An 18,237-nucleotide genomic window follows, 5' to 3' on the forward strand; every position below is an offset into this window, starting at 1 on the left:
ACGTAGGGCTCAGGACGCGCCAAACCAGTCCGCCGGCAACCATTGGCCGCTGCTGGCTTCCTCCCGCAGCGTCATCGAGACTTCGTGCAGGAAGCTGTCTTCGGGATTGCGGCGGCTGCTGAAGCCCAGGTCCCGCAGGATCGCCAGCATGCGGCGGTTTTCGCTGAGCACATCGCCGCGCATGGCGCGCAGGCCAGCCGCGCGGGCGTGCTCGCGCAGCCGCGTGATCAGGCGCCGGCCCAGGCCCTGCCCTTGCCAGCCATCGGCGACGACCACCGCAAACTCGGCCACGCGGCCAGTCACCACGTATTCGGCGCTGGCGACAATGGCCGGCGTCCCTTGCGCGTCGGGCGCGACCACCACCAGCGCCATGCCACCCGGCACGGGCCGGGCCAGCCCGTCGACGACCTCGTCGACCACCCGCCCACCGGTCAGGAAGCGGAAGTAACGGCTTTCACGCGACAGTCCGTCGATCATGGCGCGCAGTGCGCCGCGATCTTGCTCATGCGTGCGGCGCACCATCACCTGCCCGCCCCGGCCCACCGGCCAGCTTTCTGCGGGTGGTTCGCTGGCTGCGTGCCCTGTCGTCGCTCCGGTCCTGCCTGTCATGCCACACCCCTGAATACATTATCTGTAGCCAGAGTATAGGCGACAACCTGACTTTTGCAAATGAAGTCAGCATGCTATGCTGCCTGCATCATGAACGTCACTGCGTCCGACCTCCGCCAATGCTCGATCGCTGCCACGCTTTCGCTGATCGGTGAAAAGTGGACGATCCTGATCCTGCGCGACGTCTTCCACGGCGTGACGCGCTTCGACGAATTCCTGCGCAGGCTGGAGTGCTCCCCTGCAGTGCTCTCCACGCGGCTCAAGACGCTGACCGACGCCGGCCTGCTGCGCAAGGTCGGCTACCGCGAGCCGGGCGAGCGCGAGCGCTTCGAGTACCGTCCCACCCGTGCGGCCGTGGAACTGCTGCCGGTGCTGATCGGCCTGATGCAGTGGGGCGACAGCCACATGACGTCCTGCGGCGAAGGCCCGGTGCAGATCCGCTCGCAGGCCAGCGGCAAGCTGGTACGCGCGGCCCTGGTCGACGAGGACGGCGCGCTGGTGTCTCCGCGCGACATGCAGATCACCCCCGTCGGCCCCCGCCGCACCGAAGGCGAACCGTAAGCCGCATGCGCCGCTTGCTGCGCCGCACCGGCGCGGCACACTGCACTGCACCATGACTGTGCCGGCGATCCGCCGGTCGCCCCAGCACAGCGCATCGGAACTTGCCGCCAGCGCCACTGCGCGCACGAAACCCCTATCCGCCGTCACTTCACGCTCTGGCACACCCCTTGCGTAATGTAGTCCGGGCCCGTCAACGGCGACCGGCCCACCCCACATAACGCAGCGGCTATCCCATGTAGCGGCTGTCAGGACAACGGCGTCCCCTGAACTGGCTCATCAGACTATCGATGTGTCGGCTCGCGGGACGCCATTTGTTTTTTTGGAGCAAGTGACGATGACCGGCAAAGCCACCCGCATCGAGCTGCTGAGCTTGAGCACCCCGCAGATGCGCGCCTTCCACCTGACCTGGATGGCGTTCTTCGTCTGTTTCTTCGCGTGGTTTGCCTGCGCGCCGCTGATGCCGGTCCTCAAGGGCGAGTTCGGCCTGACCCCGGGCCAGATCGCCAACATCAATATCGCGGCGGTGGCCGTGACCATCCTGGTGCGGCTGGTGATCGGCCCGATGTGCGACCGCTTCGGCCCGCGCAAGACCTATACCGGCCTGTTGCTGGTGGGCGCGCTGCCCGTGCTGGGCGTGGCGCTGGCGCAGAACTACGAGACCTTCCTGGTGTTCCGCCTGCTGATCGGCGCGGTCGGTGCCAGCTTCGTCATCACGCAGTACCACACCTCGGTGATGTTCGCGCCCAACGTGGTCGGCACCGCCAACGCGGCCTCGGCCGGCTGGGGCAATGCCGGCGGTGGTGCCGCGCAGGCCATCATGCCGCTGCTGCTGGCCGCGGTGCTGATGCTGGGCGCTGACCATGCACTCGGCTGGCGCTTCGCGCTGGTGGTGCCGGGCGTGCTGATGCTGATCATGGCCGTCGTCTACTGGCGCTTCACGCAGGACTGCCCGGAAGGCAACTACTCGGACCTGCGCGCTCGTGGCATTGCCATCAGCGGCAAGGATGGCGGCAAGGGGGGCGGCTGGGCCAGCTTCCGCGCCGCCAGCGCCAACTATCGCGTGTGGCTGCTGTTCATCACCTACGGTGCCTGCTTCGGCGTGGAAATCTTTATCCACAACATTGCCGCCTCCTACTACGTGGACCGTTTCGGCCTGAGCCTGAAGGCCGCCGGCATGGCTGCCGCCAGCTTCGGCCTGCTGGCGCTGTTTGCCCGCGCCCTGGGTGGCTGGCTGTCGGACAAGGCAGCCCGCCGCCGCGGCCTGGATGCACGCGCCACGCTGCTGTTCGTCCTGATCATGGGCGAAGGCCTGGGCCTGCTGTGGTTCGCGCAGGCCGGCAGCGTGACGCTGGCCGTGGTCGCGATGCTGCTGTTCGGCCTGTTCACCCACATGGCCTGCGGCGCGACCTACGCCCTGGTGCCCTTTATCGACCGCAAGGCGCTTGGCGGCGTGGCCGGGATCATCGGCGCGGGCGGCAACGTTGGCGCCGTCGCCGCGGGCTTCCTGCTCAAGGGCCTGGGCGACCTGCAGCACACGCTGACCGTGCTGGGCGTGCTGGCCACCATCGCTGCCCTGTGCGCCATCGCCATCCGCTTCAGCGCCGAGCACAAGGCCCAGGAGCAGGCGCTGTACGACAGCGCGCTGGCCAACTGATTTCAAGCATCGCCCCCACGGCACCCCACGGCACCCCACAGCACTTCAAGCAGCAAAGACTGACTACCGGACAAGGAAAGCATCATGAAACTGATCATCGTCGGCCACGGCATGGTAGGTCACAAGTTCCTGGAATCGCTGGCGGAAGCCGGTGCAGAAAACCTGGAAGTGACCGTCCTGTGCGAAGAACCGCGTCCCGCCTACGATCGCGTGCACCTGTCCGAGTTCTTCTCCGGCAAGTCGGCCGAAGACCTGTCGCTGGTGCCGGCAGGCTTCTTCGAGCAGCACAACAACATGCTGCTGCGCCTGAACGCCCGTGCGGTCGAGATCGACCGCGCCGCGCGCACGGTCAAGGTCTCCACCGGCGAGACCCTGTCCTATGACAAGCTGATCCTCGCCACCGGCTCCTACCCGTTCGTGCCGCCCGTGCCAGGAAAGGACCGCAAGGACTGCTTCGTCTATCGCACCATCGAAGACCTGGAAGCGATGCAGGAATGCGGCGCGCGCTCGAAAACCGGCGTGGTGATCGGCGGCGGCCTGCTCGGCCTGGAATGCGCCAAGGCGCTGCGCGACATGGGCCTGGAGACGCATGTGGTGGAATTCGCGCCGCGCCTGATGGCGGTGCAGGTCGACGAAGGCGGCGGCCGCATGCTGCGCCAGAAGATCGCAGGCCTGGGCGTGACCGCCCACACCGGCAAGAACACCGTCGAGATCGTCGACGGCGAGGACGGCACCCATCGCATGGTGTTCGCCGACGGCACGCATCTCGACACCGACATGATCGTGTTCTCGGCCGGCATCCGCCCGCGCGACGAACTGGCGCGCGCCAGCGGCCTGGAAGTCGGTGCGCGCGGCGGCATCTCGGTCGACAACAACTGCCGCACCTCCGACCCGGACATCTACGCGATCGGCGAATGCGCGCTGTGGGACGGCAAGATCTACGGCCTGGTGGCCCCGGGCTACGACATGGCCCGCGTGGCCGCGCGCCACCTGCGCGGCGAAGCCGCCGAGTTTGCCGGCGCCGACATGAGCACCAAGCTCAAGCTGATGGGCGTAGACGTGGCCAGCATCGGCGACCCGCACGGCACCGTGCCGGGCGCGCGCATCTACCAGTTCAGCGACGACCGCAAGGAGGTCTACAAGAAGCTGGTGGTGTCTGATTGCGGCAAGTACCTGCTGGGCGGCGTGCTGATCGGCGATGCCAGCGAATACGGCACGCTGCTGCAGATGATGCTCAACAAGATCGAGCTGCCCGAGTCGCCGGAATTCCTGATCCTGCCGGACAGCAGCGGCAAGGCCAAGCCGGCGCTGGGCGCCGACGCGCTGCCCGACACCGCGCAGATCTGCTCGTGCAACAACGTCTCCAAGGGCGAGATCTGCGGCGCCGTGTGCGACGGCGCCACCAGCATCGGCGCGCTCAAGAGCTGCACCAAGGCCGGCACCGCCTGCGGCGGCTGCGTGCCGCTGGTCACGCAGATCATGAAGGCCGAGATGAAGAAGCAAGGGATGGCGGTCAACAACCACCTCTGCGAGCACTTCCCCTTCTCGCGCCAGGAGCTCTACCACCTGGTGCGCGTGGGCAAGTTCAAGACCTTCGATGCGCTGCTGGAAGCGCACGGCAAGGGCATGGGCTGCGATATCTGCAAACCGACGGTGGGCAGCATCCTGGCCTCGTGCTGGAACGAGTTCGTGCTGAAGGAAGAGCACGCCAGCCTGCAGGATTCCAACGACTACTACCTGGCCAACATCCAGAAGGACGGCACTTATTCGGTGGTCCCGCGCATGCCGGGCGGCGAAGTCACGCCCGAGGGCCTGATCGCGGTAGGCCAGGTGGCCAAGAAATATGGCCTGTACACCAAGATCACCGGCGGCCAGCGCGTGGACCTGTTTGGTGCCCGCGCCGAGGAACTGCCCTATATCTGGGAAGAGCTGATCGCCGCCGGCTTTGAATCGGGCCATGCCTACGGCAAGTCGCTGCGCACGGTGAAGTCGTGCGTGGGCTCCACATGGTGCCGTTATGGCGTGGGCGATTCGGTCGGCCTCGCCGTCGAGCTGGAGAACCGCTACAAGGGCCTGCGCGCGCCGCACAAGATCAAGTTCGGCGTGTCCGGCTGTACCCGCGAATGCGCCGAGGCGCAGGGCAAGGACGTGGGCGTGATCGCCACCGACAAGGGCTGGAACCTGTACGTGTGCGGCAACGGCGGCATGAAGCCGCGCCACGCCGAACTGCTGGCCAGCGACCTCGACCACGACACGCTGGTCCGCTACATCGACCGCTTCCTGATGTTCTACGTGCGCACCGCCGACCGACTGCAGCGCACCAGCGTCTGGCGCGACAACCTCGAAGGCGGCCTGGACTACCTGAAGGCCGTGGTGCTGGACGACAAGCTCGGCATCGCCGCCGAGCTGGAGACCGAAATGCAGCACGTGGTCGACACCTATGAAGACGAGTGGAAGAAGGCCGTGACCGATCCCGAAACGCGCAAGCGCTTCCGCCATTTCGTCAACAGCGACCGCCGCGACGACAACCTGGTCTTTATCGAAGAACGCGGCCAGATCCGCCCGGCATCGCCGGAGGAACGGAAATTGCAGCGCTCCCGGCTGGGCCACATTCCCGTGGTCGCCGTGCCCGCAAAAGCAGCCTGATCGTGCAAGCATTCAAGGAGAACGTGATGAGCCATCCCCACCATCCCGAAACCTGGACCGCGGTCTGCACCGTTCGCGATATCGTGCCCAATACTGGTGTATGCGCACTGGTCGACGACAAGCAGATCGCTGTGTTCCGCATCGGCCGCGGCGAAGAGGTCTACGCCATCGATAACTTCGATCCCAACTCGCAAGCCGCGGTGCTGTCGCGCGGGCTGGTTGGCAACCTGGGCGAGCGCCTGGTAGTGGCATCGCCCATCTACAAGCACCACTTCGACCTGCGCACCGGCGAATGCCTGGAAGCGCCGGAGCAGTCGGTCAACGCCTACGGCGCGCGCGTCTACGACGGCAAAGTGTGGGTCGCGGCCAGCGTGGTGATGCGCGAGGCCGAGGAAGAGCTGGCCGCCTGATCCCTTCTACCCACCCTTACGTCGCGCCCCCGAATGTTCCCCAACGCCTTCCAGCCCAGCCACGGAGATACCGGCATGACGCCATCCGATTCCAACCAAGCCCGTCCGCGCCTGGTCGTCGTCGGCAACGGCATGGCCGGCATGCGTACCGTCGAGGAACTGCTCAAGCTCGCCCCGGACCTGTACGACATCACGGTGTTCGGCGCCGAGCCGCACGGCAACTACAACCGCATCCTGCTGTCGCCGGTGCTGGCTGGCGAGAAGACGGTGGCGGACATCATGCTCAACACGCGCGAGTGGTATGAGGAAAACGGCATCGAGCTGCTCGCCGGCGACCCCGTGGTGTCGATTGACCGCCCGCGCCGCGTGGTGCGTTCCGCCTCGGGACGCGAAGTGCGCTATGACCGCCTGCTGCTGGCCACCGGCTCCAAGCCGTTCATCATCCCGGTGCCTGGGCACCAGCTCGAGGGCGTGATCGCCTTCCGCGACATCCAGGACGTCGAGACCATGCTGCATGCCGCGCGCAATCATCGCCACGCGGTGGTGATCGGCGGCGGCCTGCTCGGCCTGGAAGCGGCCAACGGCCTGCTGCGCCAGGGCATGGACGTGACCGTGGTGCACCTGGCCGACAGCCTGATGGAACGCCAGCTCGACAAGCCCGCCGCCACGCTGCTCAAGGGAGCGCTGGAACGCAAGGGCCTGCGTTTCCTGCTAGGCGCGCAGACGGCGGAAATCCTCGGTACCGAGCGCGTCACCGGCGTGCGCTTCAAGGACGGCACCGAAATCCCCGCCGACCTGGTGGTGATGACCGCCGGCGTAAAGCCCAACATCGAACTGGCCGCCAGTGCCGGCCTGCACTGCGAGCGCGCCATCGTCGTCGACGACACGCTGCAGACCTACGATCCGCGCATCTATGCCGTCGGCGAGTGCGTGCAGCATCGCCAGGCCACCTTCGGGCTGGTCGCGCCGATCTGGGACCAGGCGCGCGTGTGCGCTGCCCATCTCGCCGGCGCCGGCCATCGCCGCTATGTGCAGCAGGCCACCGCGACTAAACTGAAAGTGACCGGCGTCGACCTGTATTCCGCTGGCGATTTCATCGGTATTGAAGGCTCCGAAGACCTGGTGCTGCGCGACGCGCGCCGCGGCGTCTACAAGCGCCTGGTGCTGCAGGACGGCTGCCTGGTCGGCGCCGTGCTGTACGGCGACGTGCAGGACGGCCCGTGGTATTTCGACATGATCCAGCGCCGCACGCCGGTTGGCGCGCTGCGCCAGCGCCTGCTGTTTGGCAAGGCGCAGTGCGAAGCGCTCGCTGCCTGAGCATGAACAAAGCTATATAACGCCCCCGCACGGAGAACGCGTGAACCTGTCCGACATCCCGGTTGTATCTGCAACCCTGACCACTACCACCGCCACGACCTGCCCGTACTGTGGCGTCGGCTGCGGCGTGCGTGCCACCGTGCGCGCCGACGGCCAGGTCGAGATCGCGGGTGACGCGCAGCATCCGTCCAACCAGGGCCGGCTCTGCGTCAAGGGCTCGGCGCTGGGCGAGACCGTGGACCTGGAAGGCCGCCTGCTCCATCCCAAGCTGCGCGATGCCAATGGCCAGTTGCAGCAGGTATCCTGGGACCATGCGCTCGATACCGTGGCGCAGGGCTTCAGCGACATCATCCGCCGCCATGGTCCCGACTCGGTCGCGCTCTATGTCTCGGGCCAGTTGCTGACCGAGGACTACTACGTCGCCAACAAGCTGATGAAGGGCTTCATCGGCAGCGCCAACATCGACACCAACTCGCGCCTGTGCATGTCATCGGCCGTCGCCGGCCACAAGCGCGCATTCGGCGAAGACCTGGTACCGGGCAGCTATGAAGACCTGGAACTGGCCGACCTGGTGGTGCTGGTGGGCTCCAACACCGCGTGGTGCCACCCGATCCTGTTCCAGCGGCTGTCCAAGGCCAAGGAAGCGCGCCCCGAGATGAAGATCGTGGCGATAGACCCGCGCCGCACCGCCACCTGCGAACTGGCCGACCTGCACCTGGCGGTTCGCCCGGGCACTGACGTATGGCTGTTCAATGGTCTGCTCAGCTACCTGGCGCGCGAAGGCCGCGCCGATGCGGCCTTCATCGCCGCAAGCACTGCCGGACTGGACCAGGCCCTGCAGGCTGCCGATGTCGATTGCGCCGATCCGGCCGCCGTCGCCCGCGCCTGCAAGCTCGGCGTGCAGGACGTGCTGGACTTCTATGCCCTGTTCGCCGGCACGGAAAAGACCGTGACCGCGTTCTCGCAAGGCGTCAACCAGTCCTCCGCCGGCACAGACAAGGTCAATAGCATCATCAACTGCCACCTGCTGACCGGCCGCATCGGCCGGCCCGGCATGGGCCCGTTCTCGCTGACCGGGCAGCCCAACGCCATGGGTGGGCGCGAGGTCGGCGGCCTGGCCAACATGCTGGCCGCGCATATGGAGCTGGCCAACCCGCTGCATCGCGACGTGGTGCAGAGCTTCTGGCAGTCGCCAGTGGTGGCGGACCGCACCGGCCTGAAGGCGGTGGAGTTGTTCGAAGCGATCGAAGCCGGCCGCGTCAAGGCAGTCTGGGTGATCGCCACCAACCCGGTGGTCAGCCTGCCCGACGCCGACCAGGTGCGCCGCGCACTCGCCAAGTGCGAACTGGTAGTGGCCAGCGACATCATCGAACGCACCGACACCAACGCAGGCGCGCACGTGCTGCTGCCCGCGCTGGGCTGGGGCGAGAAGGACGGCACCGTCACCAACTCGGAACGCCGCATTTCGCGCCAGCGCGCCTTCCTGGCCGCACCGGCCGAAGCCCGCGCCGACTGGGACATCCTGTGCGACGTGGCACGCCGCATGGGCTTCAACGGCTTCGACTATGCCGGGCCGCACGAGATCTTTGACGAGCACGCACGCCTGAGCGCCTGGCGCAACGACGACGCGCCGCGCGTGTTCGATATCGGCGGACTGGCCGGCCTGGACAAGGCCCGCTATGACAGTCTGGAGCCGGTCCAATGGCCAGTCCCTGCCAATGGCGCGGCCGATTCGCAACGACTGTTTGGCGATGGCCGCTATGCGCACGCTGACGGCCTGGCCCACTTTGTCGCCACGCCGACGCGCGCGCCCGCCAACGCGCCGGACGACGAATTCCCGCTGATCCTGAACACTGGCCGCGTGCGTGACCAGTGGCACACCATGACGCGTACCGGCAAGTCGGCGCGGCTTGCCGACCACCTGCCCGAGCCCTTTGTCGACATGCACCCGCAGGATGCGCTGCTGTGCGGCGTGGGCGAAGGCAAACTGGCGCGCGTCAGCACCCGCTGGGGCGCGATGGTGGCGCGCGTACGCCATGGCGGCGGTATTCCGCGTGGCAGCGTGTTCGTGCCGATCCACTGGAACGGGCAGTTCAGTTCCGATGCGCGCGTGGGTGCGCTGGTCAATCCGGTGGTCGATCCGGTTTCCGGCGAGCCGGAATTCAAGCACACGCCCGTGCGGGTTGAGCCGTTTGGCGTCAGCTGGCACGGCTTCGTGCTGAGCCGGAGCGAGCTGCCGGCCGAGGCGCTGACATACTGGACGCGCGTGCAAGGCCGCCAATTCCAGCGCTACGAATTTGCCGGCCGCGAAGCCGTTGCCGACCGTGCCTCGTGGGCGCGTGAACTGCTCGGCGTGGCGGATCCGGACGCGGACTGGCTCGAATATGAAGACCGCACTGCGGGCGTCTACCACGCTGGCTATGTCGTCAACGACCGGCTTGAAGCCTGCGTCTATGTGTCGACCCGGCCCGAATTGCCGTCGCGGTCATGGCTGTCAGGCTTGTTTGGTCGCGAGCGGCTGGAAGATGCGGATCGCATCGGCCTGCTGCTCGGCCAGCCGATGGAGAAAGGTGCCGATGCAGGGCCGACGGTATGCTCGTGCTTTGGCGTGGGGCGTAACACCATTTGCGATGCTGTCCGGAAGCACGATTTGAAGACGCCAGCTGAGATCACCGCCTGCGTCAAGGCCGGCGGCAACTGTGGATCTTGTGTGCCGGAACTCAAGAAGTTGCTGGTGGAGATTCGGGTGGTTGAAACGGCCTGAGGGCTTTGGTCGCTGTTGGCGAGATGCTTTTTGGCTTTTGGACTCTGCCACGCCAAGACCTTCGTAGTCGATCGCCCTGGTCGCCAAGCCTGGCTGCCCAACCAGAACCCGCGCGTAGCGCAGCCGAAGGCGTCCCACCGACGCCCTCGTTAGCAGGTGGCCACCACCCACCCTGCTTCGGGTTCGTTCAATAGTCCGTTGCCGCAGGCACCCTCCCGGGAGCGTAGCAAGTTCGAACGGGCACCCGCGCTCAGGCGGCTCAACGGCCGACAACATGTCACCAAATCACCAAATACGACATGTCTCCGCAAAACCGCCCAGAATCCAATTCGAAAATCCCAAAGCAAAAACCCCTCGCAGCACACGCTGTCGAGGGGTTTTGCACAATAAGAGCCTGGCGATGACCTACTTTCACACGGGTAGTCCGCACTATCATCGGCGCGGAGCTGTTTCACGGTCCTGTTCGGGATGGGAAGGGGTGGTTCCAGCTCGCTATGGTCACCAGGCATAAGGGGGTGCAGCGCTGAGGTTGAGGTCAACGCTGCGAATCGGGATGTAGTCTTGGGTTGTGCGTATTGTGCCAACCGAGGGCACCGACACGATCACACACACCAGGTGAAACACACTGGTTATAGGATCAAGCCTTACGGGCAATTAGTACTGGTTAGCTTAACGCATTACTGCGCTTCCACACCCAGCCTATCAACGTCCTGGTCTCGAACGACCCTTCAAGGAGGTCAAGCCTCCAGGGAATCCTCATCTTCAGGCGAGTTTCCCGCTTAGATGCTTTCAGCGGTTATCTCTTCCGTACATAGCTACCCTGCGATGCCTCTGGCGAGACAACAGGTACACCAGCGGTACGTCCACTCCGGTCCTCTCGTACTAGGAGCAGCCCCCGTCAAGATTCCAACGCCCACGGCAGATAGGGACCAAACTGTCTCACGACGTTTTAAACCCAGCTCACGTACCTCTTTAAATGGCGAACAGCCATACCCTTGGGACCGGCTACAGCCCCAGGATGAGATGAGCCGACATCGAGGTGCCAAACACCGCCGTCGATATGAACTCTTGGGCGGTATCAGCCTGTTATCCCCAGAGTACCTTTTATCCGTTGAGCGATGGCCCTTCCATTCAGAACCACCGGATCACTATGTCCTGCTTTCGCACCTGCTCGACTTGTCGGTCTCGCAGTTAAGCACGCTTTTGCCATTGCACTTTAGGTACGATGTCCGACCGTACCAAGCGTACCTTCGAACTCCTCCGTTACACTTTGGGAGGAGACCGCCCCAGTCAAACTGCCTACCATGCACTGTCCCCGACCCGGATTCACGGGCCAAGGTTAGAACCTCAAACAAACCAGGGTGGTATTTCAAGGACGGCTCCACGTGAACTAGCGTCCACGCTTCAAAGCCTCCCACCTATCCTACACAGATCGGTTCAAAGTCCAATGCAAAGCTACAGTAAAGGTTCATGGGGTCTTTCCGTCTAGCCGCGGGGAGATTGCATCATCACAAACACTTCAACTTCGCTGAGTCTCGGGAGGAGACAGTGTGGCCATCGTTACGCCATTCGTGCAGGTCGGAACTTACCCGACAAGGAATTTCGCTACCTTAGGACCGTTATAGTTACGGCCGCCGTTTACCGGGACTTCAATCAAGAGCTTGCACCCCATCATTTAATCTTCCGGCACCGGGCAGGCGTCACACCCTATACGTCCACTTTCGTGTTTGCAGAGTGCTGTGTTTTTATTAAACAGTCGCAGCCACCATTTTATTGCAACCCCTTCACCCTTCTGGCGCAGGCCAGTCAAGCTACCAGGGCGTACCTTATCCCGAAGTTACGGTACCAATTTGCCGAGTTCCTTCTCCCGAGTTCTCTCAAGCGCCTTAGAATACTCATCTCGCCCACCTGTGTCGGTTTGCGGTACGGTCTCGTATGACTGAAGCTTAGAGGCTTTTCTTGGAACCACTTCCAATTGCTTCGCAGCACTAGGCCGCTCGCCCCACATCCTTGAATTCCGCGCCCGGATTTGCCTAAGCGCCTTCTCCAATGCAGGGACCGGGACTTCCAACACCCGGACAACCTTCCGCGATCCGTCCCCCCATCGCATCATACGACGGTGCAGGAATATTAACCTGCTTCCCATCAGCTACGCATCTCTGCCTCGCCTTAGGGGCCGACTCACCCTACGCCGATGAACGTTGCGTAGGAAACCTTGGGCTTACGGCGAGGGGGCCTTTCACCCCCTTTATCGCTACTCATGTCAGCATTCGCACTTCTGATACCTCCAGCATCCTTTACAAGACACCTTCACAGGCTTACAGAACGCTCTCCTACCACGCACATTGCTGTGCGTCCGCAGCTTCGGTATATAGCTTAGCCCCGTTACATCTTCCGCGCAGGACGACTCGATCAGTGAGCTATTACGCTTTCTTTAAAGGGTGGCTGCTTCTAAGCCAACCTCCTGACTGTTTTAGCCTTCCCACTTCGTTTCCCACTTAGCTATATTTGGGGACCTTAGCTGGCGGTCTGGGTTGTTTCCCTCTTGACACCGGACGTTAGCACCCGATGTCTGTCTCCCGTGATTGCACTCTTCGGTATTCGGAGTTTGCTATGGCGGGGTAATCAGCAATAGACCCCCCAACCATGACAGTGCTCTACCCCCGAAGGTGAGACACGAGGCACTACCTAAATAGTTTTCGGAGAGAACCAGCTATTTCCAGATTTGTTTAGCCTTTCACCCCTATCCACAGCTCATCCCCTAACTTTTCAACGTTAGTGGGTTCGGTCCTCCAGTACGTGTTACCGCACCTTCAACCTGGCCATGGATAGATCATCTGGTTTCGGGTCTACACCCAGCGACTCAACGCCCTGTTCGGACTCGCTTTCGCTACGCCTGCCCTAATCGGTTAAGCTTGCCACTGAATGTAAGTCGCTGACCCATTATACAAAAGGTACGCCGTCACCCGTTGCCAGGCTCCGACTGTTTGTATGCATGCGGTTTCAGGATCTATTTCACTCCCCTCCCGGGGTTCTTTTCGCCTTTCCCTCACGGTACTGGTTCACTATCGGTCGATCACGAGTATTTAGCCTTGGAGGATGGTCCCCCCATCTTCAGACAGGATTTCACGTGTCCCGCCCTACTTGTCGTACACCTAGTTCCACAACGCTGTTTTCGCATACAGGGCTATCACCTGCTACGGCCGGGCTTTCCATCCCGTTCTGCTAACAATGCTGCTAAAGAGTACAAGGCTGTTCCCATTTCGTTCGCCACTACTCTGGGAATCTCGGTTGATTTCTGTTCCTGCAGCTACTTAGATGTTTCAGTTCGCCGCGTTCGCTTCCCACACCTATGAATTCAGTGTGGGATGACCCATTCGGGCCGGGTTTCCCCATTCGGACATCTCCGGATCAAAGCTTGTTTGCCAGCTCCCCGAAGCTTTTCGCAGGCTACCGCGTCCTTCATCGCCTGTGATCGCCAAGGCATCCACCACATGCACTTGTTCGCTTGACCCTATAACAAGTGTGTCTCAAGCTTGCGCTCTATGACACCGCTCACTACAGGTTGAGTTCTCGCATTTGTGCCGTATTCCAAGTCATCTTTCGATCACTTAAATACATTTTGGTTGATACAATCACAACCCGGTATCGCGTTGGTACTGCAGCGTCTCATCAACGCTCGCGCGACACCTTTACTACATCCCATATTGTTAAAGAACAGCCGATCTTGCGATCGCTTGGCAATGCCAAATGCAAACGCTCAATCCTAAGCGCTTGCATTTGACCACCAATCCAAGGTAACCAGGCCCATCGAAGCGATGGTGGAGGATGACGGGATCGAACCGACGACCCCCTGCTTGCAAAGCAGGTGCTCTCCCAGCTGAGCTAATCCCCCGCATGGATAACTTGGTGGGTCTGGTAGGACTTGAACCTACGACCCCCGCCTTATCAAGACGGTGCTCTAACCACCTGAGCTACAGACCCTTGGCTGTAACAGCAAACAAACCGATAAGTGTGAACGCTAGGCTTGAGACACAAGCCTCTAGAAAGGAGGTGATCCAGCCGCACCTTCCGATACGGCTACCTTGTTACGACTTCACCCCAGTCATGAACCCTGCCGTGGTAATCGCCCTCCTTGCGGTTAGGCTAACTACTTCTGGCAAAACCCACTCCCATGGTGTGACGGGCGGTGTGTACAAGACCCGGGAACGTATTCACCGCGGCATGCTGATCCGCGATTACTAGCGATTCCAGCTTCACGTAGTCGAGTTGCAGACTACGATCCGGACTACGATGCGTTTTCTGGGATTAGCTCCCCCTCGCGGGTTGGCAACCCTCTGTACGCACCATTGTATGACGTGTGAAGCCCTACCCATAAGGGCCATGAGGACTTGACGTCATCCCCACCTTCCTCCGGTTTGTCACCGGCAGTCTCTCTAGAGTGCTCTTGCGTAGCAACTAGAGACAAGGGTTGCGCTCGTTGCGGGACTTAACCCAACATCTCACGACACGAGCTGACGACAGCCATGCAGCACCTGTGTCCACTTTCCCTTTCGGGCACCTGATGCATCTCTGCTTCGTTAGTGGCATGTCAAGGGTAGGTAAGGTTTTTCGCGTTGCATCGAATTAATCCACATCATCCACCGCTTGTGCGGGTCCCCGTCAATTCCTTTGAGTTTTAATCTTGCGACCGTACTCCCCAGGCGGTCAACTTCACGCGTTAGCTACGTTACTGAAGAAATGAATCCCCAACAACTAGTTGACATCGTTTAGGGCGTGGACTACCAGGGTATCTAATCCTGTTTGCTCCCCACGCTTTCGTGCATGAGCGTCAGTGACGTCCCAGGGGGCTGCCTTCGCCATCGGTATTCCTCCACATCTCTACGCATTTCACTGCTACACGTGGAATTCTACCCCCCTCTGACATACTCTAGCCTGACAGTCACAAGCGCCATTCCCAAGTTAAGCTCGGGGATTTCACGCCTGTCTTATCAAACCGCCTGCGCACGCTTTACGCCCAGTAATTCCGATTAACGCTCGCACCCTACGTATTACCGCGGCTGCTGGCACGTAGTTAGCCGGTGCTTATTCTTCCGGTACCGTCATCGACCCCGGGTATTAACCAGAGCCATTTCTTTCCGGACAAAAGTGCTTTACAACCCGAAGGCCTTCTTCACACACGCGGCATTGCTGGATCAGGGTTGCCCCCATTGTCCAAAATTCCCCACTGCTGCCTCCCGTAGGAGTCTGGGCCGTGTCTCAGTCCCAGTGTGGCTGATCGTCCTCTCAGACCAGCTACTGATCGTCGCCTTGGTAGGCTCTTACCCCACCAACTAGCTAATCAGACATCGGCCGCTCCTGTCGCGCGAGGCCGTTACCGGTCCCCCGCTTTCACCCTCAGGTCGTATGCGGTATTAGCTAATCTTTCGACTAGTTATCCCCCACGACAGGGCACGTTCCGATGTATTACTCACCCGTTCGCCACTCGCCACCAGGCCGAAGCCCGTGCTGCCGTTCGACTTGCATGTGTAAGGCATGCCGCCAGCGTTCAATCTGAGCCAGGATCAAACTCTTCAGTTCAATCTCTGTGTGGAAGCCTCGCGGCTCCCTCGCTCTTTCGAGCGGTCGCTCACTCTCAGAAAACTGACTGACCAGATCCGAAGACCCAGTCACGTTTTGCTGTGCGAGCACTGTATAACTTGTGAAGCAGCACCGTCCGAAGACAGTGGCGTCCGCTACCCAGCGCCCACACTTATCGGTTGTTTGTTTGTTAAAGAACTTCGCTTCCCGGCTTCGCCGTTCAGCGCGCTGCGTTGTCTGCAGCAGAGAAACGAGATTATGCAGAGCTTTCTTCGTTTCGTCAACCGTTTCAGCAAGCTTTTTTTGCTGCGGTCAGCGCTGCAAACTTCGCTGCGCCAACCTCCCGGTCGACCCCGCAACCCTTGCCAGTGCTGCTTTGCAGCGCCGCGTTGTGTTGCGAGGGGGCGAATATTAAGCGACGCCAACGGGCTTGGCAAGGGGTTTCGGAAAACTTCTTCGTGCCGCCATCGCTGGGCACTTAAAATCGGCTGATGCCGGATATGCCTACTTACCTGCCGTCGCGCATGCCCGCGGATGGCAAACACTTTGCAGATGCCCTGGCGCTCGCCACGGCGCTGTCGCGGCCGATCGTTTTCGTCGACCTGGAAACCACCGGTGCCGATGCCCAGCGTGACCGGATCACCGAGATCGGCGTCGTCGAGGTCGGCCCGGACGGGATTACAGAATGGGACACGTTGCTGGACCCCGGCATGGGGATCCCGCCGTTTATCCAGCGCATGACCGGCATCTCCGACGAAATGGTGCGCGGACAGCCAACGTTCGAGTCACTCGCCGAGCCACTTGCAGAGCGCCTGCAGGGCCGTCTTTTCGTGGCCCATAACGCCCGCTTCGACTATGGCTTCCTGAAGAATGCCTTCCGGCGCGCCGGCGTCACATTCCGTGCGGATGTGCTGTGCACGATACGCCTGTCGCGCTCGCTGTACCCATCCGTGGAACGCCATGGCCTCGATGCGCTGATTGCCCGCTTTGGCCTGACGCCCAAGGGCCGCCACCGCGCCCTGGCCGATGCCGAACTGCTCTGGCAGTTCTGGCAGAAGATCCACGACACCTATTCGGTCGAACTGGTCGAATCCGCAGTGCGCTCCCTGGTACGACGCGCCAGCCTGCCCGCAGGTCTGGACGAGACCGCGCTGGAAGACGTGCCTGCCACCCCGGGTGTCTATATCTTCTATGGCGACGACGACGTCCCGCTGTACGTAGGCAAGAGCGTGCACCTGCGCCAGCGCATCGGCGCCCATTTCTCCGGGGACTACCGCTACGGCAAGGATATGCGGCTGGCGCGGCTGGTGCGCCGGGTCGAGTGGCGCGAGACCGGCGGCGAGACCGGCGCGCTGCTGCTCGAAGCCAGGCTGGTCAAGGCGATGCAGCCTGTCCATAACCAGCTGCTGCGCAGCAATGCCCGGCTCTACGCATGGGAGCTGCCGCCGCAGTTGCCAGTGCCGCGCCTGCGCACCAGCCGTGACACCGATTTCTGCCGGCACCGCGATCTGTTCGGCGCCTTCGGCAGCCGCGGCGCGGCCGAGGCGCGCTTGCGTGCGCTGGCCGAAGAACACGGATTGTGCATGGCAACGCTGTCACTGGAAAAGACCACGCGCCGGGGCAGCCCCTGCTTCGCGCGGCAGGTCCACCGCTGCGCCGGCGCATGCGTCGGCGCCGAGCCGTCCGCCGCGCACCGCGCCCGGCTGGCCACCGCACTGGAAACGCTGGCACTGGTGGCGTGGCCTTTCGATGGCCCCGTGGCATGGCGCGAGGAACATGCCGGACGCGCGTGGTGGCATGTCGCCAGCGACTGGTGCTATCTGGGTTGCGCAGCCACGCTGGACGAGGCCCGCGCACTGGCCGATGCACCGGCGCACTTCGACCTGGACACCTACCATATCCTGGCCCCGCGCATGGCACAGTGGATGCCGGAAACGGTCCCGCTGCCGGTAGCGAGCCTGTTCGAGCTGACTCCGCCGGCCATGCCGCAGGACGTGGTGCGGCCGGCGCGCGCCGCATCCGGGCCCGCCCCACGCAGGCCCACCCGCGTGGCCGGACAGCAAACCCTGGACCTGTTCGCCGACTGAACCGCGCCGCCGGCTGCCGGGTGTGTGTGCTGGCGCGCAGACCGTGCTTGTGAGCAAGCGCGCCCTTCCGTTAGTCTCGACGGACCTGCCCTTGCCGCCGGGCGCGCCGATGCGGAGTGTCCATGCCTGCCAACCTGTTCCGACCTGCCGAAACGGCCCGTGGCCCTGTGCGCTTGCGCGCGTGCCTGGCCATCCTCTGGGCCGGGGCCTTCACCGGCGCGTGTGCCAGCCTGGGCGGCGGCGCGATGCAGGACATCTTCGACTCCTGGAAGAACGTATCTGTCGACGAGGCCAAGCGCCAGTGGGGACCGCCACAGGCGGTTCAGGCGATGCCGTCCGGCACTGCCTACGTCTGGAACGAGACCATCCCGGCAGCGCGCCCGCCAGGAAGCGGCCCCCGCGATGCCGGGATGGAGCGCACGCCGGTGCCGGGCCATTGCCAGCGCAAGCTGATCGCGGGCCCGGACGGCATCGTCATCGGCGGCGAATGGAGCGGCGATGCCTGCTGCATCAGCACACTGGTCGGCCACTGTGCCGCACTGAAATACCGCAGACACGGCTGACCGGCAGCACGGCGCCTTTAGATGCCCCACGGCCAGCGGGATCGGG

9 protein-coding genes, 2 tRNA genes and 3 rRNA genes are annotated in these 18,237 nt (G+C 62.9%); 8 read left to right on the forward strand and 6 right to left on the reverse strand.

Translation table 11 applies throughout. The features are described from left to right. Nucleotides 1-9: 9 nt before the first annotated feature. Nucleotides 10-609 carry a GNAT family N-acetyltransferase gene (locus LPA45_RS23430; RefSeq protein ID WP_116319879.1) on the reverse strand — a complete coding sequence of 200 codons (600 nt, stop codon included), beginning with the start codon at nucleotides 607-609 and terminating at the stop codon, nucleotides 10-12. Nucleotides 610-699: 90 nt separating this feature from the next. On the opposite strand from LPA45_RS23430, the gene LPA45_RS23435 reads away from it, so the two are divergent. From LPA45_RS23435 to LPA45_RS23460, 6 genes are all read left to right on the forward strand, one after another. Next, the gene (locus LPA45_RS23435; RefSeq protein WP_317920007.1) at nucleotides 700-1,170 is read left to right on the forward strand and encodes a helix-turn-helix domain-containing protein; all 471 of its coding nucleotides are present in this window, start codon (nucleotides 700-702) and stop codon (nucleotides 1,168-1,170) included. Nucleotides 1,171-1,504: 334 nt separating this feature from the next. Then, nucleotides 1,505-2,824, forward strand: a complete 1,320-nt coding sequence (locus LPA45_RS23440; RefSeq protein ID WP_317920006.1) for an MFS transporter — start codon at nucleotides 1,505-1,507, stop codon at nucleotides 2,822-2,824. An 84-nt stretch (nucleotides 2,825-2,908) separates the two neighbouring features. Beyond that, entirely contained in the window at nucleotides 2,909-5,470 is a 2,562-nt protein-coding gene (nirB, locus tag LPA45_RS23445; RefSeq protein ID WP_367395114.1) for a nitrite reductase large subunit NirB, read from the forward strand. Between the two features lie 26 nt (nucleotides 5,471-5,496). Continuing rightward, nucleotides 5,497-5,880, forward strand: coding sequence for a nitrite reductase small subunit NirD (nirD, locus tag LPA45_RS23450; protein ID WP_116319882.1), 384 nt, complete (start codon nucleotides 5,497-5,499; stop codon nucleotides 5,878-5,880). Nucleotides 5,881-5,955: 75 nt separating this feature from the next. Then, nucleotides 5,956-7,197: an NAD(P)/FAD-dependent oxidoreductase gene (locus LPA45_RS23455; RefSeq protein ID WP_116319883.1), complete on the forward strand. Its 1,242-nt coding sequence runs from the start codon at nucleotides 5,956-5,958 to the stop codon at nucleotides 7,195-7,197. Between the two features lie 40 nt (nucleotides 7,198-7,237). Next, nucleotides 7,238-9,961, forward strand: a complete 2,724-nt coding sequence (locus LPA45_RS23460; protein WP_317925356.1) for a nitrate reductase — start codon at nucleotides 7,238-7,240, stop codon at nucleotides 9,959-9,961. A gap of 392 nt (nucleotides 9,962-10,353) precedes the next feature. Here LPA45_RS23460 and rrf read toward each other — a convergent pair. The 5 genes from rrf to LPA45_RS23485 form a co-directional block, all read right to left on the reverse strand. After that, nucleotides 10,354-10,467, reverse strand: a 5S ribosomal RNA gene (rrf, locus tag LPA45_RS23465). Between the two features lie 127 nt (nucleotides 10,468-10,594). Continuing rightward, nucleotides 10,595-13,475, reverse strand: a 23S ribosomal RNA gene (locus tag LPA45_RS23470). A 305-nt stretch (nucleotides 13,476-13,780) separates the two neighbouring features. Beyond that, nucleotides 13,781-13,856, reverse strand: a tRNA-Ala gene (locus LPA45_RS23475). A 12-nt stretch (nucleotides 13,857-13,868) separates the two neighbouring features. Then, a tRNA-Ile gene (locus LPA45_RS23480) sits at nucleotides 13,869-13,945 on the reverse strand. Between the two features lie 62 nt (nucleotides 13,946-14,007). Then, nucleotides 14,008-15,541, reverse strand: a 16S ribosomal RNA gene (locus LPA45_RS23485). The 16S, 23S and 5S rRNA genes sit together here with 2 tRNA genes alongside, the layout of an rRNA operon. A gap of 491 nt (nucleotides 15,542-16,032) precedes the next feature. On the opposite strand from LPA45_RS23485, the gene LPA45_RS23490 reads away from it, so the two are divergent. After that, nucleotides 16,033-17,628: a 3'-5' exonuclease family protein gene (locus LPA45_RS23490; RefSeq protein WP_317924324.1), complete on the forward strand. Its 1,596-nt coding sequence runs from the start codon at nucleotides 16,033-16,035 to the stop codon at nucleotides 17,626-17,628. 122 nt (nucleotides 17,629-17,750) lie between these two features. After that, complete coding sequence (locus tag LPA45_RS23495) at nucleotides 17,751-18,191, forward strand: hypothetical protein (protein ID WP_116323855.1); 441 nt, start codon at nucleotides 17,751-17,753, stop codon at nucleotides 18,189-18,191. The last annotated feature ends 46 nt before the right edge of the window (nucleotides 18,192-18,237 follow it).

Source organism: Cupriavidus sp. Agwp_2, from assembly GCF_040784895.1.
Lineage (GTDB): Bacteria > Pseudomonadota > Gammaproteobacteria > Burkholderiales > Burkholderiaceae > Cupriavidus.

What these genes read in the sequence shown, in the direction of transcription:
- LPA45_RS23430 (WP_116319879.1), bottom strand. Translation starts at nt 609, where the DNA reads ATGACAGGCAGGACCGGAGCGACGACAGGGCACGCAGCCAGCGAACCA.
- LPA45_RS23435 (WP_317920007.1), top strand. Translation starts at nt 700, where the DNA reads ATGAACGTCACTGCGTCCGACCTCCGCCAATGCTCGATCGCTGCCACG.
- LPA45_RS23440 (WP_317920006.1), top strand. Translation starts at nt 1,505, where the DNA reads ATGACCGGCAAAGCCACCCGCATCGAGCTGCTGAGCTTGAGCACCCCG.
- nirB (WP_367395114.1), top strand. Translation starts at nt 2,909, where the DNA reads ATGAAACTGATCATCGTCGGCCACGGCATGGTAGGTCACAAGTTCCTG.
- nirD (WP_116319882.1), top strand. Translation starts at nt 5,497, where the DNA reads ATGAGCCATCCCCACCATCCCGAAACCTGGACCGCGGTCTGCACCGTT.
- LPA45_RS23455 (WP_116319883.1), top strand. Translation starts at nt 5,956, where the DNA reads ATGACGCCATCCGATTCCAACCAAGCCCGTCCGCGCCTGGTCGTCGTC.
- LPA45_RS23490 (WP_317924324.1), top strand. Translation starts at nt 16,033, where the DNA reads ATGCCGGATATGCCTACTTACCTGCCGTCGCGCATGCCCGCGGATGGC.
- LPA45_RS23495 (WP_116323855.1), top strand. Translation starts at nt 17,751, where the DNA reads ATGCCTGCCAACCTGTTCCGACCTGCCGAAACGGCCCGTGGCCCTGTG.